Source organism: Frigoribacterium salinisoli, from assembly GCF_054781095.1.
Genome location: NZ_BAAGVB010000007.1, coordinates 108,593 through 131,688, shown reverse-complemented (window position 1 = coordinate 131,688; position 23,096 = coordinate 108,593). Strand labels below are relative to the sequence as shown.

General features: G+C 63.7%; 21 protein-coding genes and 4 pseudogenes. 12 read left to right on the top strand and 13 right to left on the bottom strand.

Translation table 11 applies throughout. The features are described from left to right. Positions 1-7: 7 nt before the first annotated feature. The 3 genes from ACYVHQ_RS14160 to ACYVHQ_RS14150 are packed head-to-tail and all read right to left on the bottom strand — an operon-like array spanning position 8 to position 2,257. Positions 8-346: a hypothetical protein gene (locus tag ACYVHQ_RS14160; protein WP_123571445.1), complete on the bottom strand. Its 339-nt coding sequence runs from the start codon at positions 344-346 to the stop codon at positions 8-10. After that, positions 339-1,013: a DsbA family protein gene (locus ACYVHQ_RS14155; RefSeq protein ID WP_460514136.1), complete on the bottom strand. Its 675-nt coding sequence runs from the start codon at positions 1,011-1,013 to the stop codon at positions 339-341. The genes ACYVHQ_RS14160 and ACYVHQ_RS14155 overlap by 8 nt, the downstream gene beginning before the upstream one ends. Positions 1,014-1,015: 2 nt before the next feature. Continuing rightward, complete coding sequence (locus ACYVHQ_RS14150; RefSeq protein WP_460514134.1) at positions 1,016-2,257, bottom strand: peptidoglycan DD-metalloendopeptidase family protein; 1,242 nt, start codon at positions 2,255-2,257, stop codon at positions 1,016-1,018. Between the two features lie 106 nt (positions 2,258-2,363). Here ACYVHQ_RS14150 and ACYVHQ_RS14145 point away from each other — a divergent pair, with 106 nt between their 5' ends. The 3 genes from ACYVHQ_RS14145 to ACYVHQ_RS14135 are packed head-to-tail and all read left to right on the top strand — an operon-like array spanning position 2,364 to position 4,192. Beyond that, positions 2,364-2,906 (top strand): hypothetical protein, encoded by a 543-nt coding sequence (locus ACYVHQ_RS14145; RefSeq protein WP_460514132.1) that lies wholly within the window; start codon positions 2,364-2,366, stop codon positions 2,904-2,906. A gap of 10 nt (positions 2,907-2,916) precedes the next feature. Continuing rightward, complete coding sequence (locus tag ACYVHQ_RS14140) at positions 2,917-3,270, top strand: ArsR/SmtB family transcription factor (protein ID WP_191330333.1); 354 nt, start codon at positions 2,917-2,919, stop codon at positions 3,268-3,270. Between the two features lies 1 nt (position 3,271). Then, positions 3,272-4,192, top strand: coding sequence for a cation diffusion facilitator family transporter (locus ACYVHQ_RS14135; RefSeq protein ID WP_123517309.1), 921 nt, complete (start codon positions 3,272-3,274; stop codon positions 4,190-4,192). A 12-nt stretch (positions 4,193-4,204) separates the two neighbouring features. Here the strand turns inward: ACYVHQ_RS14135 and ACYVHQ_RS14130 are convergent, their stop codons facing one another. From ACYVHQ_RS14130 to ACYVHQ_RS14115, 4 genes are all read right to left on the bottom strand, one after another. After that, a complete protein-coding gene (locus ACYVHQ_RS14130; protein ID WP_460514129.1) occupies positions 4,205-4,885 on the bottom strand; it encodes a cation diffusion facilitator family transporter in 681 nt (226 codons plus the stop codon). Beyond that, positions 4,882-5,235, bottom strand: coding sequence for a Cd(II)/Pb(II)-sensing metalloregulatory transcriptional regulator CmtR (gene cmtR / locus ACYVHQ_RS14125; protein ID WP_056260029.1), 354 nt, complete (start codon positions 5,233-5,235; stop codon positions 4,882-4,884). Before cmtR ends, ACYVHQ_RS14130 begins: the two co-directional genes overlap by 4 nt. Positions 5,236-5,309: 74 nt before the next feature. Continuing rightward, a complete protein-coding gene (locus tag ACYVHQ_RS14120) occupies positions 5,310-5,627 on the bottom strand; it encodes a thioredoxin family protein (protein WP_460514127.1) in 318 nt (105 codons plus the stop codon). Between the two features lie 40 nt (positions 5,628-5,667). Beyond that, positions 5,668-6,660: an arsenic resistance protein gene (locus ACYVHQ_RS14115; RefSeq protein WP_460514125.1), complete on the bottom strand. Its 993-nt coding sequence runs from the start codon at positions 6,658-6,660 to the stop codon at positions 5,668-5,670. 95 nt (positions 6,661-6,755) lie between these two features. Here ACYVHQ_RS14115 and ACYVHQ_RS14110 point away from each other — a divergent pair, with 95 nt between their 5' ends. Next, positions 6,756-7,157: a MerR family transcriptional regulator gene (locus tag ACYVHQ_RS14110; protein ID WP_056260024.1), complete on the top strand. Its 402-nt coding sequence runs from the start codon at positions 6,756-6,758 to the stop codon at positions 7,155-7,157. Between the two features lie 69 nt (positions 7,158-7,226). Here the strand turns inward: ACYVHQ_RS14110 and ACYVHQ_RS14105 are convergent, their stop codons facing one another. From ACYVHQ_RS14105 to ACYVHQ_RS14095, 3 genes are all read right to left on the bottom strand, one after another. Further along, positions 7,227-7,538 carry an ArsR/SmtB family transcription factor gene (locus ACYVHQ_RS14105; RefSeq protein ID WP_235491489.1) on the bottom strand — a complete coding sequence of 104 codons (312 nt, stop codon included), beginning with the start codon at positions 7,536-7,538 and terminating at the stop codon, positions 7,227-7,229. Positions 7,539-7,726: 188 nt separating this feature from the next. After that, a complete protein-coding gene (locus tag ACYVHQ_RS14100) occupies positions 7,727-8,524 on the bottom strand; it encodes a DUF3800 domain-containing protein (RefSeq protein WP_133739152.1) in 798 nt (265 codons plus the stop codon). 646 nt (positions 8,525-9,170) lie between these two features. Further along, positions 9,171-9,869 carry a hypothetical protein gene (locus tag ACYVHQ_RS14095; protein WP_460514123.1) on the bottom strand — a complete coding sequence of 233 codons (699 nt, stop codon included), beginning with the start codon at positions 9,867-9,869 and terminating at the stop codon, positions 9,171-9,173. A gap of 116 nt (positions 9,870-9,985) precedes the next feature. On the opposite strand from ACYVHQ_RS14095, the pseudogene ACYVHQ_RS14090 reads away from it, so the two are divergent. The 4 genes and pseudogenes from ACYVHQ_RS14090 to ACYVHQ_RS14075 all read left to right on the top strand — a co-directional run bounded on the left by ACYVHQ_RS14090 (position 9,986) and on the right by ACYVHQ_RS14075 (position 14,596). Next, a pseudogene (locus tag ACYVHQ_RS14090) lies at positions 9,986-11,099 on the top strand (IS3 family transposase). Positions 11,100-11,501: 402 nt separating this feature from the next. Next, complete coding sequence (locus tag ACYVHQ_RS14085) at positions 11,502-12,233, top strand: hypothetical protein (RefSeq protein ID WP_460514121.1); 732 nt, start codon at positions 11,502-11,504, stop codon at positions 12,231-12,233. Between the two features lie 73 nt (positions 12,234-12,306). Further along, entirely contained in the window at positions 12,307-13,023 is a 717-nt protein-coding gene (locus ACYVHQ_RS14080) for a hypothetical protein (protein ID WP_460514119.1), read from the top strand. Positions 13,024-13,450: 427 nt separating this feature from the next. Then, complete coding sequence (locus tag ACYVHQ_RS14075; protein WP_460514117.1) at positions 13,451-14,596, top strand: hypothetical protein; 1,146 nt, start codon at positions 13,451-13,453, stop codon at positions 14,594-14,596. A gap of 253 nt (positions 14,597-14,849) precedes the next feature. Here ACYVHQ_RS14075 and ACYVHQ_RS14070 read toward each other — a convergent pair. The 3 pseudogenes from ACYVHQ_RS14070 to ACYVHQ_RS14060 form a co-directional block, all read right to left on the bottom strand. Next, positions 14,850-15,140: pseudogene (locus ACYVHQ_RS14070) on the bottom strand (integrase core domain-containing protein); the annotation flags it as partial. Positions 15,141-15,147: 7 nt separating this feature from the next. Beyond that, positions 15,148-16,545, bottom strand: a pseudogene (locus ACYVHQ_RS14065) (IS30 family transposase). A gap of 46 nt (positions 16,546-16,591) precedes the next feature. Then, positions 16,592-17,499, bottom strand: a pseudogene (locus ACYVHQ_RS14060) (IS3 family transposase); the annotation flags it as partial. 143 nt (positions 17,500-17,642) lie between these two features. Here ACYVHQ_RS14060 and ACYVHQ_RS14055 point away from each other — a divergent pair. The 4 genes from ACYVHQ_RS14055 to ACYVHQ_RS14040 are packed head-to-tail and all read left to right on the top strand — an operon-like array spanning position 17,643 to position 22,307. Further along, a complete protein-coding gene (locus tag ACYVHQ_RS14055) occupies positions 17,643-18,593 on the top strand; it encodes a YqcI/YcgG family protein (protein ID WP_460514115.1) in 951 nt (316 codons plus the stop codon). Next, positions 18,590-19,852, top strand: coding sequence for an MFS transporter (locus ACYVHQ_RS14050; protein ID WP_460514113.1), 1,263 nt, complete (start codon positions 18,590-18,592; stop codon positions 19,850-19,852). Before ACYVHQ_RS14055 ends, ACYVHQ_RS14050 begins: the two co-directional genes overlap by 4 nt. Beyond that, complete coding sequence (locus ACYVHQ_RS14045; RefSeq protein ID WP_460514111.1) at positions 19,849-20,505, top strand: Type 1 glutamine amidotransferase-like domain-containing protein; 657 nt, start codon at positions 19,849-19,851, stop codon at positions 20,503-20,505. The genes ACYVHQ_RS14050 and ACYVHQ_RS14045 overlap by 4 nt, the downstream gene beginning before the upstream one ends. Next, a complete protein-coding gene (locus tag ACYVHQ_RS14040) occupies positions 20,502-22,307 on the top strand; it encodes a ThiF family adenylyltransferase (RefSeq protein WP_460514109.1) in 1,806 nt (601 codons plus the stop codon). Before ACYVHQ_RS14045 ends, ACYVHQ_RS14040 begins: the two co-directional genes overlap by 4 nt. Positions 22,308-23,096 lie beyond the last annotated feature (789 nt).

Sequence of the window (23,096 nt, the reverse complement as noted above, 5' to 3'; positions counted from 1 at the left end):
GGCTTTCTCAGTTCTCGGGGCAGGTGAAGGTGCCGAAGGCGCCGTCGTGGTCGCCGGGGCCGAGCTCGGCGCAGACACCGGTCTGGCCGGCAAAGACGGCTTGGAAGTAGATGACCCCAGCGACGAACGCCGCAGTCGTGGCCAGGCCAACGATCATCCCGACCAAAGCGACCGTGTTCTTTTCACCTGCTCGACGCGAGCGGATGAACGCGACAAGGCTGACGACGAAACCGACCGGGCCTGCGATGCAGGCCAGCAGCAGCCCGAGGACGGCCAGCGTGCGGAGGTTCGGCGGGGGAGCAGCGACGGGTTGCGCTTTCCGGGCGCGCCCGCGGTTCCTAGCCACCGGCGACTGCGCTTTCCACTGCCTTGTCGAGGTCGTCGACGGCGGTGAGTTCGATCATCTGACCGTCGACAAAAAACGTCGGGGTGCCGGTGATTCCGAGCGCGGTGCCCTCCGCCCGGTCGGCGACCACACGCTCCAGGGTCGCCGGGTCGGCCACCGCCTCGTCGAACGCCGCCATGTCGAGCCCAAGGTCCTCAGCGAACGTACGGAACAGGGCTGCTTCTGATTCCTGCTTCTCGCCCCATTCGGCCTGGGTCTCGTACATGCGGCCGTACATCGCCTCGAGCTGGCCCTGCTCGGCAGCGGCCTCGACGGCAACGGCCGCGTTCTCAGAGTTCCGGTGCGACGGGATCGGGAAGTAGCGGACCGCGACGTTGATCTGCCCGGCGTACTTCTCCCGGACCTGCTCCACGTACGGGTACATGGCCGCGCACGACTCGCACTCGAAGTCCAGGAACTCCACGACGGTGACGGCATCACCCTCCACCTGGTCGAGGTAGCGGGTGTCATCACGAACGACCTCCGCATTGGCCGGTGCGATCGTGGGGTCGGCCGCGAGGGGTTGCGCGGTGTCGGTGCGGGTGCTGTTAAAGATGATGACCGTGACAACGACAGCGGCTGTGACGATGAGCGCGATGACGGCGACGATGAACTGGTTTTTGACCATGGTCAGACTCCCTTGGTTCTGAGGTAGGCGATGGGGTCGGTGGCGGCTCCGCTCTGGCGGAGCTCGAAGTGGAGGTGGCAACCCGTCGACAGGCCGGCATTGCCGACCTGGGCGATCTGCTGACCGGCGGTGACCTGCTGGCCGACACGGACTTGAACGCCAGAGGAATACATGTGGCCGTAGTTGGTCGACACCCCGCCGGCAGATGTGACGGTGATGAGGTTCCCGAATCCGCCGTAGGCGCCGGCATAGGTGACGGTGCCCGAGGTGGCGGCGTAGATCGCGTTTCCGCAGGAGGCCCCGAAGTCAGCCCCAGCATGCAGTTTCGGGTAGCCAAGGACCGGGTGGATGCGCATGCCGTAGGCCTGATAGCTCGAGTACGCCGTGATCGGCATCGTCCATCCCGAAGGCGACACTGCGGAGGATGTGGGGGCTGCAGGCGCAGGTGTCGCCGCTGCTGCTGCGCGGGCGGCGGCGACGCGAGCTGCCGCCTCGGCGGCCGCCTTGGCTCGCGCGGCTTCGGCCGCTGCGTACCCTTGTTCGGCGGTGGCAGTTTCTTGCTTCAACACGGCCAGTTGGGCCTCGAGCTCGATGCTCCGTGTCTCTTGTTCAGCGACGGCGGCTTGCGCGGTGGTCGCCGCGGCAAGCGCGTCGTCGCGGGCCGTCTGCGCGAGACCCTGGAGGCGGTCCCGTTCGGTCGTTGCGACTTGAGCTTGATCGCGCAGGCTGCCGACGGTGTTCACTTTCGCGGTCGCGTTTTCTAGCATCCGGCTCGAGGTCTTCGTCAGCTGCGAAGCCGTTCCGAGCCGGGAAAGCAGGTCATCGGCGTCGCCGCCGGCAACGGCGACGCTCATCGAGACATCAGTCCCGCCGGCACGGCTCAGCGACGCAGCCCACTGGCTGATCTGCCGTTCTGCATTGTCGGCGTCCTGCTCGGCGCGGGCGACGTCGTCAGAAAGGGAACGGAGGGCTTCCGTTGCAGCGTCGGCGGCATCCTGAGCCTCTTGAAGCTCAAGGCCACGCTGATCGGCTGCAGTGGTCAGCGTCTCGGCTTGCTGCCGGAGGCCATCCAGTAGGCCGGTCAATTCGGTGATTTTCTCGGCGGTCGCCGCCTCGTTTGAGCGGGCGGCGATGACGTCATCCCAGGTTGGATAGGCCGCAGCGTGAGAAGGGGTGGCGGTAAGAAAGGTGGCGGCGAGAACGGCTACAAGGGCCGGCGCAGTCACCCTGACGATGCGAAGCATGTAAGGGGTGTCCTCGGTCTCGAAGGAGCACGCCGAACGCCTGATGACTGATCGTCATCGTCCGCCGACGCGCAGGTCGCGATCGGGGAGTGTCTAGATTCGGGAGATGCCCAGCACGGTAAGGCTCACGATCGCCGGGCGTCGCGCATCCGGGACGGAGGGCACTGTTGAGTCGGGGCCGGCGAGTGGATCGAGCGTTCGGGCGGCTGCGCCCCGCATCCGCACCAGGGCAACAGCGAGAGTCACCACGCAGAGGAGGGCCAGGAGGGTACAGGCCAGAACTCCACCGCTGTCAGTGAGCCCGGTCATGGCCTCGTCGCCGACTGACAGTGGAGGGAGGGAAGAGTCTCGAGGGGCCGGGTCGTCGACCGACACGGCCTGCGTCACGCTCGACGCGGCTTGCACCCCGCCGGAGAAGGCGTTGTCGCCGAGGGTGTGGATGCCCAGAACTGCTGCGAGGGTCGCGGCTGTGATGGACAGCAACAGTGCCCAGACCCCGACGGACCACCGTGAACGGGAGGCGCCGGACGTAGTTCTGAACATCACGCCTCCTTCCAGGGCTAGGTCTGACCAAAGGCTAATCAACAACAGGGGTACGTCGCTGAAGAACTGCCCCAAGACTCTAGACATCGAGGCAACCCTCGTGTGACCATCTTCGCATGCACGAAGATACGCATCAAGAGGAACTCCACCCGGATGACGCGTTCGTGGAACTCGCCGTCGAAGTGTTCTCCATGCTTGCCGACGCGACCCGTGTCCGGATGATCCTTGCTCTCCGCGACGAAGAGCTATCGGTAAATCATCTGGCCGACATCGTTGACAAATCTCCCACTGCGGTCTCGCAACACCTCGCCAAGCTCCGTATGGCCCGGATGGTCTCGACGCGTCAGGCCGGCAACCGTGTCTTCTACAGGCTCGTCAACGATCACGCCAGCAAGCTCGTCCAAGACGCCATCTTCCAAGCCGAGCACTCCGTCGGCGCCGCTTACCGGCACCACCACGAAGGGCACTGACATGGGCGCAGGACACGATCACGCGGCACCCGGCGGCACCGACCACCGCCGCCGCCTCGCCATCGCTTTCGGGATCACCACCTCGATCCTGATCGTCGAAGTCATCGGCTCGATCATCACGGGAAGCCTGTCGCTCCTGGTCGACGCAGCCCACATGCTCACCGACGCCGGCGGCCTCTTCATGGCGCTTCTCGCAGCCACACTCATGAAGCGAGCCGCAACCTCAAAAAGAACGTGGGGCTTCCAACGAGCGGAAGTGCTCGCCGCCACAGCCCAAGCGACGGTGCTTCTTGCGGTTGGCCTCTTCGCTCTCGTCGAAGGCATCCGGCGCCTGTTCGAGCCTCCTGCTGTGCCCTCTTCTGAGCTGCTGATCTTCGGCATCATCGGACTTGTGGGGAACATCGTGTCCATCACTGTTCTCACTGCCGGCCGCTCGGCCAACATGAACATGCGGGCCGCGTTCCTCGAGGTCGTCAACGACGCCCTCGGCTCAGTGGCCGTTATCGCCAGCGCCCTGATCATCATGACCACCGGATGGGGCCAAGCCGACGCACTCGCCGGAATGCTCATCGCCGTGCTCATCATCCCCCGCACCATCAAGCTGCTCCGCGAGACAACAGGGGTGCTGATGGAATCGACCCCCACCGGCCTTGACCTCGACGACGTTCGGGCTCACATGCTCGAGCTGCCACACGTCACCGAGGTCCACGACCTGCACGCTTCGCTCGTGGCAACGGGGCTGCCGATCCTGAGTGCGCACGTCACCGTCGAGGATTCCTGCTTCCAAGACGGTCACGCACCTCAGATCCTCGACGACCTCCAGAAGTGCGTCGCTGAACACTTCTCGATCAAGGTCGAGCACTCGACCTTCCAGATCGAGCCCGCCCAGCACGCTCAGCACGAGCACCACACCCACGTCTGAGCTTCCCCGGGGTCAGCAGCAATCGCAGGCCTCGACCTGGCGCTCGCCCGTCAGGGCCGACACGGGTGTCTTGCACGCGTCGCCGCGCCAGGCCTCGAGGCCTTCCCGGACGGCGAACACGACGATGACGAGACCGGCCACGGGGTCGGCCCACGTCCAGCCGAAGGAGAGGTTGAGGACGAGGCCGACGAGCACGGCTGCTGACAGGTACGAGCAGATCAGGGTCTGCTTCGAGTCGGCCACGGCGGACGCCGAGCCCAGCTCGGTGCCGGTGCGGCGCTCGATAAGGCTGAGGAACGGCATGATCGCCAGGCTCACGGCGGCGAGCACGATCCCAACGGGGGAGTGGTCGGGCTCGCGGATGCCGGTGAGGGCCAGCACCGCGTCGACGGACACGTACGCGGCGAGGCCGAAGAACGACACGGCGATGACGCGCAGCGCGACCCGTTCCCGCTTCTCCGGGTCGGGGGCGGTGAATTGCCACGCGATCGCGGCGGCCGAGAGCACCTCCACGATCGAGTCGAGGCCGAACCCGATCAGGGCCGTCGAGGAGGCGACGGTGCCGGCGGCGATCGCGACGATCGCCTCGATCACGTTGTACGTGATCGTGATGGCGACGATGATCCGAATGCGGCGCTGCAGTAGGAGCCGGCGGGCCGGGGCGAGCAGGGCAGGAAGCGCGGCCGTGGTCATGCGCCGGTTCCGCAGCAGAGGGGGACGTCGCAGCTGTCGTCGGTGCAGGGCTCTCCGTCGTCGACAGCGAGCACAACGTCTACGAGCGCGGTGAGTGCTTTGGTGAGGTGAGCGTCAGCGATCTCGTAGCGGGTCGACCGGCCCTCGGGGACGGCAACGACGATGCCGCAACCGCGGAGGCACGACAGGTGGTTCGACACGTTGGACCGTGTGAGATCGAGCTGCTCTGCCAGAGCGCCGGGGTAGCCGGGCTGGTTAAGGAGGTGCAGCAGGATGCGCGATCGCGTCGGATCGGCCATGGCCCGCCCGAGGCGGTTCATGACGTCGACACGCGAAGAAAGAGTCAGCATGCACTGACTATACAGTCACTGCTGACGCGATGGTTTGGCCACTCATCGTTTGCCAGGCAGTGGGTCTCGGTGCGCTAACTACCAGCCGTGCGCGCGAATGAAGAGATGGCAGCGCGAAGCTGATCAGAAGAGGGAGAACCAGCAAGCCCGTCGGGCGTGAGGTAGACCCGGCACGCTAAGCCGGGTGGGGCATCCGGGACAGGGAAAAGTGGCGTGCCGTCGATGAGTACTGTCGGTGATCCGCGGAAGTCTGACGCTTCTGCGTCCGCCTGTGTCTCGATGACCTGCCGGATCACGGTCAAGTCCTCCCGTTCGGACTCGATGGCGGCGAGCCGTTCGGCTGTGGTTTCCCAGTTCGGGCACCCATCGAAATACTGCAAGGTGATCTGCATTCCTAGACGATAAACGCAGATCGAATATCCGGGACCTATGTCACCGACGTGCTCGTTCCTGCGGGGGTGGATGACGTCGGCTTGGCACGAGGCGAGGGATGAGTCGGACGAAGATCACCATGCCGATGAGTTCGACGAGTGTCTGCGTCACGACAACCACCGGAGCAAGCGATAGTGACGCCGGCAGGGCCAGTGCGAGCGGCAAGACCACGAGCGAGTTCCTGGTCGCACCGCTGAACACGAGGGCTCGGGTGGCTGGCACGTCGAGTCGGAAGATGCGGCCGGCGCCGATGCCGAGGCCTGCCATGACGACGAGGAACCCGGCGTAGATCGGCACCAGCACGAGCAGCTGCCCCAGGGAGCCTCCGACAGCTCCGGCTTGCGAGGCCACGACGGTGAACAGGGTCGCCATCATCAGCGGCACCATCAGGCCCAGCATCGTCCGCTCGATGACGACCCCGGATCGGTGTCGCCGGGCGAGTGCCTGCACGAGTGCGGCCGCGGTGAGCGGGACGACGATCAAGAGGAGGAACGCGCGGGCGAAGGGGCCGATCTCGACCGCGGCGACGCCCTGGGGGCCGATGAACAACAGCAGGTACAACGGCAGGAGCAGGATCTGCGCCAGCATCAGCAGCGGTGCAGCGGCGAGGAGTCGTTCTGACGCGCCGCCGGCAAGGCCGGCGAACACGATCACGTAATCGATGCATGGGGTCAGCAGCACCAGCAGCACCCCGAACAGCAGTGCCGGCTCGTGCGCGACGAACCGGGACAGCCCGTACGCGACGAGGGGGACGACGACGAAGTTCAGCACCCCTACCGCGGCGAGGAACCGTCCGTCGCGGAGGGACTTCCCGATCGCGGCGAACGGGACCCCGAGGAACGTCGCGAACAGCAGCAGCGCGAGCACGGGCTCGATCGCTCCTTCTAGGTGGTGTGCTCCCGGCACGGTGAGGCCGACGACGCCGGCAGCCAGGATCGCCACCAGGTAGAGGCCGATCTGCCGGTGTTCGAGCCAGGAGACGATGACGTTCACAGCTGGACTGGTGTGGAGGAGGAAGGCACGTCAGTGACCGTAGAGGTTCGAGCCGCTCGAAGGCCAAGCGGCGCCAGCAGCTCTAGGGTCGCGGTGTGCGAATCTCCGAGGTCAGCAAGCGCAGCGGCGTCCCCGCCACGGCGCTCCGCTACTACGAGTCCATCGGGCTTTTGACCCCTGCCAGGGCCCACAACGGGTACCGCGACTACAGCCCGGACGTTCTCAGTCGGCTCGACCTGATCGAAGCCAGCAAAGAACTCGGCCTGCCCCTCGACCAGATCGGCGCGCACCTCAACACCATGGAATCGACGTCCTGCACCGACGTCCGAGAAGCGCTGCGCCCACTTCTGGCTGAGCAGGTGCGTCAGATCGAGGAGAAGCAGGCCCGGCTCGACCGGCTCCGGTCGCGCCTTGCTCGTGCCGAGCACGACCTGGCCGAGTGTCCCGACCGGGAGGCGCGTTGCTCAACTGAGTGCGTTCTCCGCGGTATGAGGTGATCGGGGACTCACGCAGTCGCGTGTAGTCCCAGGCGAACGCGGCGACGGCCGGTCAGTGACTGGCAGCTGTCAATCGCGAGAGGAGGTGGAGCTTAGGAGGCCTGCAAGGGAATCGAGCGCGCCAGGATTCAAAGAGAAATATGCCCGTGTGCCACGCTTCTCACGGTGGAGCGTGCCCGCATCGACAAAAACCTTGAGATGGTGCGAGACGGTGGGTTGGGAAGGTCCGAGTGGATCCATCAAGTCGCACACGCACGCCTCCGCGCCGGGTTGAGATGCCACCATCGAGAGCAGTCTGAGCGGCGCCGGGTCAGCGACAGCTTTGAGGGCCTGGACGACTGATGCGGTCCGTCCGCTCCGAGGGGCCGTGGATGCTCGAATCGCCTCGGAGCCCCTCACTTGCTAGGAGTTGCTCTGGTCCAGCTGTCGGCATCCGAGGAATTTTCAGGCTGCGTGATAAGTTAGATCACACGAACGGTCAAGAGGCCACGGGGACAACGCCAGGTTTGCTGTCAAACCCTTCTGGACATCCAGTTGAGGTGCCCCGGGCTCCTTGGCCGTTCGTCGTCTTACAGACCTCCAGCGGGCCACCAGGGGTAGCTCTGCAGGGTCACCTGCTGTGTCATGGTCTTGAAGCCGTAGCCCGCGCTCGAGCCCGACGAGGATCGTCGGATCTGCGGTCTGATGGACAGCAAGTGCTGCGCCTCGTAGCCGCCGAATCGGTCCACGTTCATGGCGGCACTGAGCATGCCGGCGTACTGGTCGGCCGCTTGCATCCCGGAGTTCGTCGACATCGCGAGGAACCTCGGAGTCCCCTCCAGGAGCGACCACCGGGCCGGGCCCTGGCCTTGCTCCTTCTTGATGCGGAAGTAGTCGAGTGTCTTGTCGTGATCGAAACCTCGGACGTGACCGAACGAGACGCGAACATCCCGAGTCTGGCCGGGCCAATACTGGCCAGTGAGCAGCAGTCGCTCCATCATCAGCCCTGCCGTGTAGTTGTAGAACGTCGACTGATCCGAGCGCATGCCGGCCGTGTGGGGGATGGCGGCCTTCTCGAAGATGACGTAGTTGACGATGAGCCCTGGGATGCTGCTCAGCTCACGCGTGACGAACTGGCGGCGATCGAAGGTCTTGACGTGATCTTTCCAGTGGAGGGGCTTGGCCTTCTCGACCCCGAAGCGGGCTTTGATCCCGATGATGGCCGCTGACAGGGCTGCGTAGTCCTCCTCGGCTACGACCACGCCGGCCATGCTGAAGAACCGTGATGCGTTCGGTCCGGTGCCACGGTCACCTGTCTCGTCGACGAACGCGAGCGCCTTCTTGCGCGGTGTCGCCGGCGCTGTCCTAGGCGTGAATGAGTGCGGCATCGATCTCCCCGGTCGGTTGTAGAACCAACCCCCGGGGCAGCTCCAAGCAGATCGATTTTACTTGAAGGGTTGTCACTTGCGTGGCGGACGTCCCTCGTGTCGGCGTCTCAGTCAAGGTGTGCCACGAGTTCACGCAGGTCTCCGCAGTCGAGCCGCGCATGGCATGGCCATGAACAGGAGCAAGCACGAGGCGGGAGTTGCGTTGACACACGACGGGACCTTCAGCGCGGGCAGGCCCGAACTCGACGCCAACACGGTCGCCCGCGGGCGACGCGTTCAGCAGGCCTCAGAGCGACGCAGTACCTGGCCGGGGGAAAATGGCGAGGTGCTCGGGGGAAACTCAGCCTGCCGCTTCGCGAGCAAGCCCGAGTTCAGAGGGATCGCGAGGTTGTGCAAACAACCCGCCATAGGGCTGATTACGGAACTGGCGAAATCCGTTTGCGTAACTAGCCTCTAAGAGAAAGCCCCCGGATCTCCGGGGGCTTTTCTCGTCTTTAGGGCTTGATCTCGCCACTTCGACCCTGCGACCCTGGTCCCTTGAGTTCTGACTGCTCGCGCCCGAGCCCGAAACGACGAAAGCCGCGCCATTCGGGCGCGGCGGATTGTCCTGTCTTGCTAGGTGAAGTGTCAAAAGGCGGCGGATTCGCTAAGTCCGAAGCGCGGGAGCGGGTTCCGCTGGGGGTAGGTCTTCTTCGAAGACCCCATCGACCCGGTCGTACCAGCGTCTGTAGTTCGTGAGGTTGTTCCGGTCGCGGCTGCGCTGGATCGGCGGCGTCTTCGGCTGCGCCTTCCGGTGGGTGTTCATGAACTTTGCGATGCGCCGCAGGTTGGTGGTGACCATCATGATCGTGAAGATGTAGGACTGCGCGGCGAGACCGCGAACGCGTCGGCCGGCGGACTCGTCCATGCGCTCGGGTCCGGTCTTGAGGTACGCGTTGATGCTCTCGATGCTGTTGCGGTCGTGCTCGTAGATCTCGTGCCACTCACGGCTGCCGTAGTGCAGTGCCTGCTCGGTCTCGATGCCGTCTTCGCGGACGAACTTGACGGACGTCTGGGTGCAGATCTTGTCGGGGACGGCGGGCAGGTTTCGCCTCAGGACGACGGGGCGTGGCTTGTCGGGGGCTTTGTTGTGGAGCTCCTTGAGGGGGCACTCGACGGTGGCGTTTGGGCCAACAGCCGGACACATCATGGGGACATTGCCGTCCGCGTCGGGCTTCTCCTTCCGGCGGAGCTTGTAGTGAACGCGCTCGTCGATGCGCTTGTAGTAGGTCTCTGGGTCGATGTTGTTCGCAGCCGACTTGGGTGCTTCGACATCAACGGTCGCCTGGATGAGGTTCTTAGGCATTGCCGGGCAATAGGGGACTGCTGCAGGTTTGGTTGACTCCTGATCTCTGAGGATCTGATCCTCGGTGAAAGGATTTCGATCATGGCTAGGCCTTACCGGAGGAGTTCCGACGCGACGTGATCGCGGTCGCTCGTCGGGGCGAGATCCCGGTGACGCAGGTCGCGAAGGACTTCGGGATATCCGAGGGGACGGTGACGAATTGGCTGCGCCGCGCGGACGTCGATGACGGCGTCCGGCCGGGCGTGACGACGACGGAGAGCGCGGAGCTCCGGGAGCTGAAGAAGCGGAACCGGCTGCTCGAGCAGGAGAACGAGATCCTCCGCCGTGCCGCCGCGTACCTCTCCCAAGCGCACCTCCCAAAATGATGTACCCGCTGGTCCACGAGCTTGCCGCCGACCGGATTCCCGTCGCGGTGACCTGCCGGGTGCTGGGCTTGTCCAAGCAGGCGTTCTACGCCTGGCGGAAGCAGCCCGTGTCCAGGCGCGAGTGGGAGGACGCGCACCTGACCAACGCCGCGATCGACGTGCACCGCGACGACCCGACGTTCGGGTACCGGTTCATCGCCGACGATCTCGTCGCGGCCGGCCATCAGGTCTCGGAGCGGCGGGTGTGGCGGTTGTGCTCGCAGCAGCGGCTCTGGCCGCGGCATGCCAAGAAGCGCGGACTGACGCGGAAAGCTGGCCCGCCTGTGCACGAGGACCGGGTGCGGCGAGCGTTCACCGCACCGGACCTTGATCGGCTATGGCTGATGGACATCACCGAGCACAACACCAGCGAAGGCAAGCTTACCTCTGCGCCGTCAAGGACGCCTGCTCCCGTCGTATTGTCGGGTACTCGATCAGCGATCGGATGCGGTCCTCACTGGCCGTCGGGACCCTCCAGATGGCGATTTCCCGCCGGAACCCGGTCGGCACCGCCGTCCACTCTGACCGTGGCAGCCAGTTTCGTTCCAAGAAGTTCGTCCGCGCGCTTTCGGATGCAGGCCTCCGCGGGTCGATGGGCAGGGTCGGGGCGTGCGCTGATAACGCAGCGATGGAGTCCTTCTTTGCGCTGCTGCAGAAGAACGTTCTGAACCAGCGGCGGTGGACGTCGAGGACGCAGCTACGACTCGCGATCGTGCACTGGATCGAGGGGACTTACCACCGGAAGCGACGTCAGCGGGGCCTCGGCAAGTTGACGCCGATCGAGTACGAAGCAATCATCAACCCACAGGTCGCCCTCGCGGCCTGAACGAACGAGTCAACCAAACCTGCAGCAGTCCCGACCTTTCGGCACCGTTCGCTTCGAACGCCTCGATACCAGCCACCGGGTTGGTCTCAGCGTCAGTTGGGATCACGTCTACGACCAGCTACGGTGCTTCGTCTTTGAGGGAGAATGCGGCGCCGCCGACCGCGAACGTCTCGAGCGAGACGTTCGACACCGCGTAGGAACCTGGATGGCGATCATCTCGGAAATCGGTTCCTATGTCGCATCAAGTCCGGCGGCCCAAGAGACCATTTTCGAGGCCGCGCACCTGGCCTCCAAGCGCCCTGCTTGTGGCCAAAGCTGACGCTAAGAGTGCCGATCCGTCTGCCTCCTAGACAGGCTGCGCCGCCAACTCCCGGCGTCACCCGTCGGCTGTACATTTCGCCCATGACCAGCTCCTCGACAGCTCACGACGGCGAATCACAGGACCCTCAGGTCTCCCCAGTGAGGGTGTCCAGCTCCCGCCTTGGCCGTCGCTTCACCGCGATCACGGATGTCCTGCCCGCGGCCTTCGCTCTGGGCGGGCTCGTCTACCTAGTTCTCGCGCCGGCGGCCAGTATGTCAACCGGCGGCAAAATTGCTCTGGGCATCTGGACCGGGCTGTGGGGCCTTGCGGTCCTGCCGGGGGTGTGGCTGCTTGCCTCCGTGCCACCGCGGAAAAGGCTCCGAGAATCTAGCGCGTTGTTTGACCGGGCGGCGCTCTTCGGCAAGTTCTTGTGGTCCGCAGTGGTGTTTATTGGCTCCATTGCCATCGCAACTGCAGTGGGAATCGGGGCGTCCGCGACAGCGGATGCGCAGGGACCCGCTGCGGCTATGGATGAATTGTTCGGTGGGGAAGCTCAAGCGCTGATCTTCCGCATTCTTGGCGTGGTCACCTCGCTGGCCGCGGGCCACATGGTCGCCATGTGGCTCGTGGACCTTGGCGCGGTTGTGCGGGCAGGCGAGGCGGAGATTTTCGTCCTGCGGCTCGAGCGTCGGTGGACCGGACATGTGCGGCAAACTGAACGTGCAGCTTGTCTTCGCCGGGGCGCCAGGGGAGCCCTCGAAGCGGGAGCCAAGGTTGGCTTACCGATCCTGGCTACGACCATCCTCGTGACCTACTGGGGCAACCTCACCTAGGCCCGCATCTCCTCAGCGTCTCCATGCGGGGCGGCCTTGTGGCGTTGTCACTGGTTGCTGAGATGCTCACGCCATGATGTTTGAAGCTGACCGTTCGAACGTGCCCAGGGCGTACCTGCCCCTCAGCGGTGACAACGAGGCCGACCTGTCGATCGCGCTGACATGGCTGGCAGGAACGGGAGTCGCCACTGGGCAGGGGATCGGCGTGCAGATTCCTTCCCGCGACGCCATCCGGGAAAATTCGACACTTCGGGATTTGGATCGCCGCGGCCTCGCCGCCTTCGCAACCTGGCGGCACAGCAGTGCAAACAAGAGCGTGATGGGACCGCAGCTTTCGTTCTTCCCCGACCTCGAAATGCTCCTGGCCCTTGAGGATCATAAAACGACGGCGCTCGTCGTCCTTGGCGTCCACGACTCGCACCGTGCCTGGGTGAGCGCTTACGGCGTGCCCTCCCTAGGCGTCAGCTCCGTTGGTGAAGTCCCGGCGCCAGACCCGGTTCTCACGGCTGCGTTGGCAACTTTCACGAACTCCGTGAACTCGAGCACCGGCATCACTGACCCCCGAGACAAGTCCCGGGTCGTGGACGGGCTGCAGAAGCTCAAACACGCCGGCGTGCCCTTCACCCGGGAACAGCTTGTGGCTGGAGCGCTTCGCCATAACTGGCGTGGGTCCGCAGCTTTCGCCCTTGGAACCGTCGGAGCCGAGATCCTGGCAGGCAAGCAGAAACGGGTCCGCGAGACCTACCGCGACAACATCGTCGACCTGTGGCGAGAAGAGGTAGGCAACTGAGATGGAGGTCCGCCTCCTCGTGTGATCCCCATCCTCGGACAAAACCACCCCACACTTGTGCGGGATAGCTTCATCAAGAGCGAGGCGAGAGCTCACGTTAAGCGGCAGGAAGGCACACAATCGCGGCCTCGGCGGCGGCAACGAGTCCCTCTCGACTGGCCCCTAGGTCCGCTCGAGCGGCGAGACCGTGCCAGAGGGTCTGGATCAAACTCGCTATCGCCGCTGGTTGCGACCTCTTCTCAATTCTGCGGACATTCGCTAGTCTCTCCGTGGGCAGACTGAACTGCCACACTCCAAGCCTGCGTTCTCACGCAATCCAGGCGTCGAGGACAACGGTGGCCGATTCAGAAGCAGCGCCTTTGGATTGAGATCTCTCTCACAACAGGGCTTGCACGCGTGAGATGCGGGGCCCGGAACTGAGATTGAGATGCCCTCCTCCAACCACCTCGACAACCGCGACATTCAGAAAGATGCTCGCGCCTGGTCGAACTTCACCGGTACCAACTACACAGCCGCCCTGCGACAGATGCAGAATCCGCTTGCTCAGGGGCTCCTGGGCGACCGCCTGAGTGCCCGGCAGCTAATCGCCACCCTGACCGACCATGCCGTGGTCGGTTCCCAAGGTGGCGACGCCGGCCTTGGCGAAAACGGGTTCAACTACGAACCGGTGTGGACCTTCGCCCGAGACTCCGACTTCATCGAACTCGCACTGATCGCCGACTTCCTTCGGCTGTTCTCGCCCCAGGATGCAGCGTCGGAGCCCGGCGTGGGGAGCTACACCCTGAAACACACCGCTGAGCTCTTCTTGGCACCGCACTGCTCTTACGTCTCCAACGGCCGACTCATCTGGGTCGCCGCAACCCTTGGGCTTTTCCTGTCTGGGGAGGCCTACAAAAACCCCAACCTCGTCGTCGAGATTGATGACCGGCAGCACGACTACGTCAGGCGCACGGTAGACAAGGGGCAAACAGACCCGCAAGGCCACCACTACCGCCCGGCCGGGTTGGCTCACCTTCGGGACGCCCTGACCCAGGCATCCACTGGAACGCTTCTGGTTGTGCGCTGGAGCGAAACGGTCCCTGAGGTTGAGCCGGCGCCGTTCCATGACTGGTTGCTCCTGCAGCTTGGTCGACAGGACTCGGTCGGTCGAGTGGCCTTCGACTATGCCGCCGGCGTCAAAGACAGCGACCACCGGCTCGCTCGCCAGCCCGAAGACCTCCTCGACATCCTGGACACCCTTGGCGCGGCGAGCGAGTTCTACGAGGGCGGGAAGCGAGCGGTTCGGGAGTGGAACGCCGGCGCCATTCGAACCGACCGGATCGTGGGCAGCTCCGACGACGTCGAAGGCCACGGGGCGGGTGCTGGCACCATTGAGCGCTACGACTTCTCGTGCCCCTGCGGAGAAGGGACGGTCACTGAGGAGCACGACAACATCCCCGGTTTCCGAGAGCACGACGTCCGACTGCTGTGCGATCGGTGCCGGGAGTCGTGGCAGTTCGTCGAGGGGCGATCGGTCCGGGATTGGGCCCTGTGGCCCGCCTCACTGAGCCAGTCGGCGATGCAGCAGAACTAGCCCTGCGGGCGTCACGCTTACACGCCGGGCGTCCCGGGTGCCACTCTCGGGGCGCACGGCGAGGCTGGTGCCTTAGGGGCTATGGACTGGGCGAACACGGGTGTGGCTGCGAACATCGCTTTGAAAGACGGTTGATGACGGCAGGCCTGCCCATCCGGCTCAGACATTCCACAACCTTGGCCCGCTGGCGTGAAGGAGTTCCACGTCAGGCTCGAGGTTGTGGGTCTGCTGCACGGTTAGGTGACAGTTGTAGTCACGCCGCGAGGGCGACGTTGGTCCTCATGATTGCCTCGAACTCGATGGGGGTCAAGCGGCCGAGGCGGGTGTGTCGGCGACGCCGGTGATAGGTCCGCTCGATCCAGGTCACGATCGCGATGCGCAGCTCCTCGCGAGTAGCCCACGCGCGTCGATCCAGGACGTTCTTCTGCAGGAGCGCGAAGAAGCTCTCCATCGCGGCGTTGTCACCGCAAGAGGCCCCCCGACCCATCGATCCGATCATGCTGTGACGAGTCAGAGCACGCCGCAGCTTTCGGCTTCGAAATTGACCAGGTTCAACTGGTCGTTGCAACACCGGGTTGTTGGAGCAACAGTAGCTGCTCGTTGAAAGCTTCAGCGGGGGTTCTCCAGCCGAGCGTCTTGCGTGGTCGGGTGTTGAGCGCCTGATCAACCGCGTCGATGTCCTCCGCGGACCAGCGAGACAGATCGGTGCCCTTGGGGAAATACTGCCGCAGGAGCCCGTTGGTGTTCTCGTTCGTGCCGCGCTGCCAGGGCGACTGTGGGTCGGCGAAGAACACGGGGATACCTGTCTCGACGCGGAACTTTGCGTGCGCGGACATCTCCTTGCCGCGGTCCCATGTCAACGAGCGGGTCAGCTGCGCGGGCAGCGTCGACATGCTGTTCGCGAGTGCGTTCTTCATCGTGATTGCGCCATAGCCGGCCAGTGCTGGCCCGTTCCTCGGTGTCTCTTTGTGTCGGTAGCCCTCCTCACGCGGTAAGTGGACGAGCAGCGTGAACCTGGTAGTGCGTTCGACGACGGTCCCCACCGCGGAACGCTCCAGCCCAATGATTAAGTCGCCTTCCCAGTGGCCAGGAACGGCGCGGTCTTCGGCTTCTGCGGGCCGTTCGCTGATGAGTGTCTCGGGAGTGACATGCGCCCAGGTCTTGCGACGTGACCTTTCACGTGGGACGCGCAGTGCGCGCCCGGTGCGCAGGCACCACATCAGCTCGCGCTTGAGTGCGCCGCGGCCCTCGATGTAGAGCGACTGGTAGATCGCCTCGTGGCTGATGCGCATGGACTCATCATCCGGGAAGTCGAGCTTGAACCGGTGGGAGATCTGCTCCGGACTCCATGCCCATGACCAGCCCCGGTCTTTTCGGTGTGGCTTGCCTCGACCCGTGAAGCGCGGCGACTCGGGCCCGGTGACAACTGTCCCATAGGGACGGGTAATCTTCCCCGCAAGACGATCCTCGACATACGCGCGCAACCGCGGATTGGTGACCAGCTTCGCCGTCTTCGGACGCTTGGCGACCATGTCCGCTTTCCATTGCGCCACCGACGCCCGGTACTCCGGCTTCCCGCCTCGGGTGGCTGCGTTGCGACGCAGCTAGGGAGAGATCGTCCCGGCGTCACGGCCGACGGCGCGGGCGATCTCGCGGACGCCCTTGCCTTGCACGTTCAGCAGCGCGATCTCCTCCCGTTCAGCGAACGAGAGGTAGCGGCCCGACGGCTGCTGGGTGATATCGAAGGGCGCCATACCGCCAGCGTGGCGGAACCATCGCGCGGCCACCGCGGGTGCGACGCCGACAACGAGCGCCGCTTCCTCGGCGAGTAGCCCCTTCGCGACCTGCCCCCAGAACGCCGCCTCGATAGCCCGCTGGAACTTCGGATGCCCCGGAGACCGGAGCTTCCGACGAATCGCCCTGTCCGCAGCTTGCTGTCGACGAACCACCGAACACCTCCAGATCGAAGTGTTGCGACGACCAGCTGAATCCGCCCTGGCCCCCGCGGTCCGAGTGGCAGATCGTGCCGGTCGGCGACCGCAGTGCGATCGCGTTGCGCATCGCGGCAGCGGCGAGGCTGGACTTCATCCGCCCGTCGATCGAGTAGCCGACGATCTGGTTCGAGTGGACGTCCTTGATCGCGCAGAGGTAGAGCTTGCCCTCTCTGGTGGGGTGCTCGGAGATGTCCCACAGCCACACCTGGTTCGGCCTTGTCGCCGCGAACTCGCGCCGGATGACGCCGTGCCGGTCGACGACGGCGAGGAGATCGTCATGCGGGGCCGGGCCGGCTTTGCCGGACTTGCCCTTCTTCCGGTGATGACTCGCGGTCATGCCCGCGATCCGGCACAGCCGGTGCACCCGGTTCTCGCCAGCATGGAGGCCGTGCACGTCGGCGAGCTCGTCGTTAAGGAACCGGTAGCCGAGCGTGGCGTCGTCGGCGTGGAGGTCGTAGAGGACATCGATCAGGTGCGCATCAGCCCAGTCCCAGTCGGAGACCGGCTACTGCAACCACTTGTAATACCCCTGCGGCGTCAACCCCAGGACCCTGCACGCCACCGCGACCGGCACCCGAATCGGGGCGCCGGCCGCGGCCATTTCGCGGACGAGCGGGAAGACTATTTTCGCGGCAGGTTCGCCTGCGACAGATACGCAGCAGCACGACGCAGGACCTCGTTCTCCTGCTCGAGCAGCCGGATCCGCTTCCGGGCGTCGCGCAGCTCGGCGCGGTCCGCGTCGGTCAGGCCGGGACGGCGGCCGTCTTCGATGTCGGCCTGCTTCATCCAGTTCGTCAACGAGCCTTCGGAGATGCCGAAGTCCTTCGCGATCTGCGACAACGGCGCCTGGCCCTTCCGGGCCACGGCCACGAAGTCGTCGCGGAACTCTCTCGGGTAGGGCTTTGCCACGGTGGACATCCTTCCAGCGAGGACCGGATCCTCACAGTTCAGACGTCAACCAAACCCGGGGCAGACCCCAGGGAGGGGTACAGGCAAGTCGGTCGAAGCGCCGACTGGAATAAAATATGGAATGTCAGTAGCGTCTCTTCCCCATGGAGGAAAAATCATGGGGACAGCTACCGACCGTGGCGCTCCTCGAAGGTCTGGCGACGGAACTGGAAGCGCGGCAGCCGGACCGTCGAGCGCGGGGCCCCAGGTCAAGCCAGAGACGACGCGGATACGTCCCTAAGGGCACGGGCCCTCGCGACCTCAAAACAAGCAGAGCACGCATAAGGGACTTGGTAAATTACTACAATGGCGAGCGCATCGCTTCGCCTCGGAGTCGCCTCAACGTCCGCCGTTTTTCACTGGAAGATCTCCAAGAGGCTTCGGGGTTGCTGCCTTTCGCGGATTCCGCCGATGGTCCAGCCCCTACATCTACTTTCGATTCAATTCAGTTCGCGACTCAGTGCGTATTCGCCCCCCGAGCGCGAATGTGGAGTCTTGACTTCTCCTCATCAGACCCAAGCTTGATTGCTGGAGCTCTTGCTAAAAGGCTGAAAGGCTTCAGTAGGGCAGCCCGCAAGGAAGAGCTCGACGGCCTCCTTATAGCTCTACCCCGTCATGTTGGGGAAAGCGTGGAGCAGCTGGCACGGGTCACCAATATGCTTCTGCGCGCGTTGACCAAGCGAGACGGTCTACCCCGCCCATTCGGGCGACCAGGTAAACCAGGGTGGCAATTCATGTTTCACGGAGAGCGGTTCTACGTCTTGACGTTTGGTGCCGTCTATCCGAAGGATCATTCGCGCTACAGCTTTGGTGCTCCGCATGCCTTCATCATGTTTCAACCCGATGCCTCATTTAAGCGATACGCCAATTCGAGTGGGCGCATTTCGGACAAAGCTCGTGAGACCATCCGCGACCGGTACCTTGTCGCCGGACGTCCTTATGGCCTGACGTACGTAGTCACTCCGATTGAGGCGCAGAGCTTTGTGATGCCGCTGCTGGACGAGGGCGGCCCCGTCGAGTGGTGGAACTCGCCAAGGAAGGGGCGGGCGGCATGAGCAACTCGCTCTTAACGCGAGCCCATCGACAGGTAAAGGCGATTCGCGATCAGGGCGGCCCGTTCCGGTGGCTCCTCGCGGCGGAGTTCATTACTGCTGCCGGGACTGAACTGTCACTCGTTGCGATCTCACTAGCAGTCATTACTTCAGGGGGTTCAGCCCTTGACATCGGCCTTGTCCTCATGGCCCGAAGCCTTCCGCCATTGCTGGTCCTCTTCTTCGGAGGAGTCGTCGTCGACCGGCTTCCTAGGGGACGAATCATCGTCGTAGCGAGTTCTCTTGCGTTCCTAGTTCAACTGCTCCTCAGCGTTGAGTTCACGTCCGGTACGCCCTCCCTGGCCGTTCTGCTGTCACTGCAAGCTGCGCTCGGAGCCATTACGGCGGCGTTACGACCCGCCATCGTGGGAATCCTTCCTCAGATCGTGGTCCAGGAGCGTCTGCAATCCGCCAACGGGCTGCTCGCGATTGCGGGAAACACGGCGAGCATCCTGGGGCCTGTGGCGGCCGGCGTGTTGCTGGCAGCGATGACGCCCGCGACCTTGATTCTCCTCGATTCGTTCACCTTCGCGGCAGCTGCGCTCGTCATGCTCCGAGCATGGAAAATCCGCGCGCCGAAGAGATCAACGCCTTCTCCATACTGGGCTGAGGTACGCGAGGGGTGGCACCATGTGTGGACCACGCGCTGGCTCTTGGTGACTGTCCTTCAAGCTCTCGTCTTTCAGGCCACCTTCGCGGTGTTCTTCGTTCTCGGCCCTGTTCTTGCGTCTCGAGCCGAGGGCGGGGGCTCATGGTGGGCGGCGCTTGCCGCCAGCTACGGCGTCGGAGCGATTGCCGGGAGTTTCGTGGCGCTGAGGTATCGGCCGCGCATTCCGCTGATTGCGATGCAAGTCACTCTCATGTTCGCGGTCCCGCTTCTGCTGCTCGCCGCGACTCCCATACCGTTGATAGTCCTGGTGCCCATAACGGTTATGGCCGGCGTCGCTGCCTCCCTTGGAGACACGCTGTGGGAGACGTACTTCCAGACAGTGACCCCCAACTACATGCTCGGCAGGGTCTCGGCAATCGCTAACCTCGGGGCCGCTTCGCTCCGGCCCCTCGGATACCTCGTAGCCGGTCAAGCCGCCGTAACAGTGGGTATGTCCGCCACATTCGGCATCAGCGGACTAGCGCTAGTACTTAGCATCCTCGCGACTCTGCTTGTGTTGGTTCCTATTCGGAACACGCTGCGGACCTCTCAAGATATGGACGTGGTGGCGTGACGGACAGAAAGATTGCACTTATCGGAGGCGGGTTCTCCAACGGCGAGTTTGTTGAGCTCGATGACGTACTTCTCAACGCGGCAGCGAAAGACTCTCCAAGGATCTGCTTCATTCCTACAGCGAGTGGCGATTCGCCCGATTACATCAAGCGCTTTTACGCCGCCTTTTTAACCGCACGCGCCGTGCCATCCCATCTCGAGCTCTTCAGAAGGTCGGTCGACGACCTAGATGCCTTCTTTTCCGAACAAGACGTCATCTACGTCGGTGGAGGCAGCACCGCCAATCTGCTTGCTGTATGGCGCCTGCACGGCGTGGACCCTGCCCTGAAGAAGGCCTATGCGAGAGGAGTCGTGCTGGGTGGCATCAGCGCCGGGGCGGCGTGCTGGTTTGACGCGTGTCTTACGGACTCGTTCGGCCCAGTGGCAGCACTAAATGACGGCCTAGGGCTTCTACCCGGCAGCTTTTGCCCCCATTACAACTCCGAACCTCAACGCGAGGGCGAATTCCGACGTGAGGTCGAGGCTGGACGCCTTCCTCAGGGGGTTGCCCTCGATGACGGTGCCGCTGCCCTGTACATCAATGAAGAACTCGCGGTGGTGAGCAAGGCGATCCGCGACGCAGATTTGCATGCAGTTGAAAGGAATCCACTGTGAAGGTACAACTAAAGCCTTATCTCGCCGTTCGACGCGCCGGCACGGCGATACGACTTGGCAACATGCCCCCTCGCGGGATCGAGATTGACGACGCTCCTGAAGAGCTCGATGATCTCCTACGCAAACTCTCGAGTCCGAGGTCAGCCCGGGAAGTCGCTAAAGAAATGAACGGAGCCGCCGGCGTCGACGCGGACGGCTGGCTCGACACGATCGATACCCTCATCGAGGCAGGCGTTGTCGGTTCCCCGATTCCGGACGACAGTCGATATGCCCGTCACTTGCTGTATTTCGATCTCTTAGGGCTTAATCCCGCGGATGTCCAAGAACGTCTCAAGCAATCGACGGTGGCCGTTGTCGGGACAGGGGGGATCGGAAGCAACGTAGCGACCCTCCTGGCGGCCGCAGGCGTTGGACGCCTCATTCTGACCGACGGGGACACCATTGAGTTCAGCAACCTTAAGAGGCAGGTTCTGTACGACGAAAGCACTATCGGCGAAGCCAAGGTGCAGGCCGCTCGGCGGAGACTGCATGCCATCAATTCGGAAGTCGAGATATCAACCATCGAAGCAGCCGCGTCGGAGGGAATGTTTCTGAAGGAGCTACAGCATTGCGACGCGGTGATGGTGTCAGCCGACAGTCCAGACGAGATCCACAAATGGGTCGATGCCGGCGCCCGATCATCCGGGTATGCTTATATTACTGCAGGATATATTGAGGGACATGGAACCGTGGGTCCTATGGTCCTCCCAGGTTCTACGGCTTGCTACGAATGCATGCGGGCGGACAGCGGACTTCTCGACTCAGTCCAGGATGACGGAGGCAACCTCAACGCAGGATTGCAGGCCGCAAGCTACGGCCCTTTGAACCTCATCATCGCGTCCATGGCAGCCAACGAGACGATCCGTCTCATTGGGGGCGCGCCCTGCGAGACCGCGGGTCGTCGGATACTCATAGATTCTAGGAACTACGAGAAGACGACGGAAGACGTCAACCGACTCGCCGATTGCCAAGCATGCGGCTCACACGAGCCGCACGTAGCGGAGAGCACAGCAGTAGTCACTAGCTCCATCGAAAGTGTCTACGCCGAAAACCGCAGCACGGATTCGATCAACAAGATTGTGCTCGACGATTTTCTGCACGAGATCGCTCAGCCGCAGCCTGGACAAATGACGTTCGACTATGGCTGCGGAAGCGGCGACCAAGCCATCCGCACAGCTCGAGCTGGCGCCAGCGTTCACGCCTTTGATGTCTCGACGGGCATGCTCGAGCAGTTCCGTGGCGTACTTCAAGCTTCATCAGACCTCGACGTGACGCTTACGCATGACCTGCGATCTGTTCCGAGCAACCAGCGTTTCGACCTAATCATGTGCACCAACGTTCTCGACCTCATCGCCCCCGGGGCGGTAGAAGAGGCCGTCGGGTGGATGGCAGACCGACTCAGCAAGGATGGTCGCCTCCTGGTCACTGTGCCACACCCAATCAAGGACGGTGCGCGATGGATACGCACTGCCGATGGTGACACTTGGCGTTACGAGGAGATGCGCCTTCGGGAGTACTTCGAGGAAAAGCCGATCGAGAAGCACTGGGAGTCGGCCGCAGGAGATGTCTCGCTACGGTCTCTCCGCAGTTACCACCGAACTGTTGAGACCTACTTCTCCCTGTTTCGCACGAGCGGCCTTTCGGTCAATGCCCTCTATGAGCCGCAGCCAACCCCCGAGACCGCCGTTGCGTACCCAGAGATTTGGGCGAAAACGTCGAAAGTCCCGTATTTTCTGACTTTCGACCTCCGCTCCACCACTTGACCCGCTGATCGACCTGATCGGCGGGCAGGAACAGCACAAGGGAGGTGAAAAAAAATGAAGACCATCGCACTGAAGATCAAGCGCATCATCCGCGCACGCGGACAGCAGTCCCGTGTCCTGAACTAGGGCGACGCGCGGGGGGAGTGCATAGCGCTCCCCCCGCGTTCCCTGAGTTCAACCACAGCGGCCCTCAGGGCACTTCCTGTCTCTCAGACAAAAAAATCGTTTTGTCCCACACTCCCTCAGCCCCCAACGCGGATCTCAACACGAATTCGTATCCAGATTTCGCTGGTTCGATTGGGCAACATAACACCCCTCCCAGCGGGCAAAAGACAGTCCACGAATGGGTTGACAACGGCGGTTTCGACTCCTCGTCAATCAGTATGGCGCACGTCTGGGGACCCTGATCGGCTCCTCGTTCGCTCTGGAATTGGTGCTCGATTTGAGGGAGACCGACGCATTTGAGCGCACGGTCGGCGCTTATCCGGCGATCACGGTCGTGCGGCGTGGCGGCGGTCGGTCGGACGTCACGGTCGGCAGGCTCGTAAAGGATCTCGACGCTTCGAGCGCCGACGCGGTCGGGGGCGTAATCGTCCGCGGTGGAGAACGGAAAACAAACGCGTTCCACGTGTGGACGAGTCCCCGCGCTGAATTCGGGTCAGCCGGATGGACGCTGCTGCCGCCTGCTCGCCGTGAGGCTGCGCGTCGCGTTGCCCGCCTCTTGCCTCTGCTCGAGCAGGTCGGTGTGCAGGTGCGTGGCGGCCTCGCTACGGGGGCGGACGACGTGTT

Excerpts from the sequence above, each read along its gene's own strand:
- ACYVHQ_RS14155 (WP_460514136.1), bottom strand. The coding sequence starts at position 1,013 with ATGGTCAAAAACCAGTTCATCGTCGCCGTCATCGCGCTCATCGTCACA.
- ACYVHQ_RS14150 (WP_460514134.1), bottom strand. The coding sequence starts at position 2,257 with ATGCTTCGCATCGTCAGGGTGACTGCGCCGGCCCTTGTAGCCGTTCTC.
- ACYVHQ_RS14145 (WP_460514132.1), top strand. The coding sequence starts at position 2,364 with ATGCCCAGCACGGTAAGGCTCACGATCGCCGGGCGTCGCGCATCCGGG.
- ACYVHQ_RS14140 (WP_191330333.1), top strand. The coding sequence starts at position 2,917 with ATGCACGAAGATACGCATCAAGAGGAACTCCACCCGGATGACGCGTTC.
- ACYVHQ_RS14135 (WP_123517309.1), top strand. The coding sequence starts at position 3,272 with ATGGGCGCAGGACACGATCACGCGGCACCCGGCGGCACCGACCACCGC.
- ACYVHQ_RS14130 (WP_460514129.1), bottom strand. The coding sequence starts at position 4,885 with ATGACCACGGCCGCGCTTCCTGCCCTGCTCGCCCCGGCCCGCCGGCTC.
- cmtR (WP_056260029.1), bottom strand. The coding sequence starts at position 5,235 with ATGCTGACTCTTTCTTCGCGTGTCGACGTCATGAACCGCCTCGGGCGG.
- ACYVHQ_RS14120 (WP_460514127.1), bottom strand. The coding sequence starts at position 5,627 with ATGCAGATCACCTTGCAGTATTTCGATGGGTGCCCGAACTGGGAAACC.
- ACYVHQ_RS14100 (WP_133739152.1), bottom strand. The coding sequence starts at position 8,524 with ATGCCGCACTCATTCACGCCTAGGACAGCGCCGGCGACACCGCGCAAG.
- ACYVHQ_RS14095 (WP_460514123.1), bottom strand. The coding sequence starts at position 9,869 with ATGCCTAAGAACCTCATCCAGGCGACCGTTGATGTCGAAGCACCCAAG.
- ACYVHQ_RS14085 (WP_460514121.1), top strand. The coding sequence starts at position 11,502 with ATGACCAGCTCCTCGACAGCTCACGACGGCGAATCACAGGACCCTCAG.
- ACYVHQ_RS14080 (WP_460514119.1), top strand. The coding sequence starts at position 12,307 with ATGATGTTTGAAGCTGACCGTTCGAACGTGCCCAGGGCGTACCTGCCC.
- ACYVHQ_RS14075 (WP_460514117.1), top strand. The coding sequence starts at position 13,451 with ATGCCCTCCTCCAACCACCTCGACAACCGCGACATTCAGAAAGATGCT.
- ACYVHQ_RS14055 (WP_460514115.1), top strand. The coding sequence starts at position 17,643 with ATGGAGGAAAAATCATGGGGACAGCTACCGACCGTGGCGCTCCTCGAA.
- ACYVHQ_RS14050 (WP_460514113.1), top strand. The coding sequence starts at position 18,590 with ATGAGCAACTCGCTCTTAACGCGAGCCCATCGACAGGTAAAGGCGATT.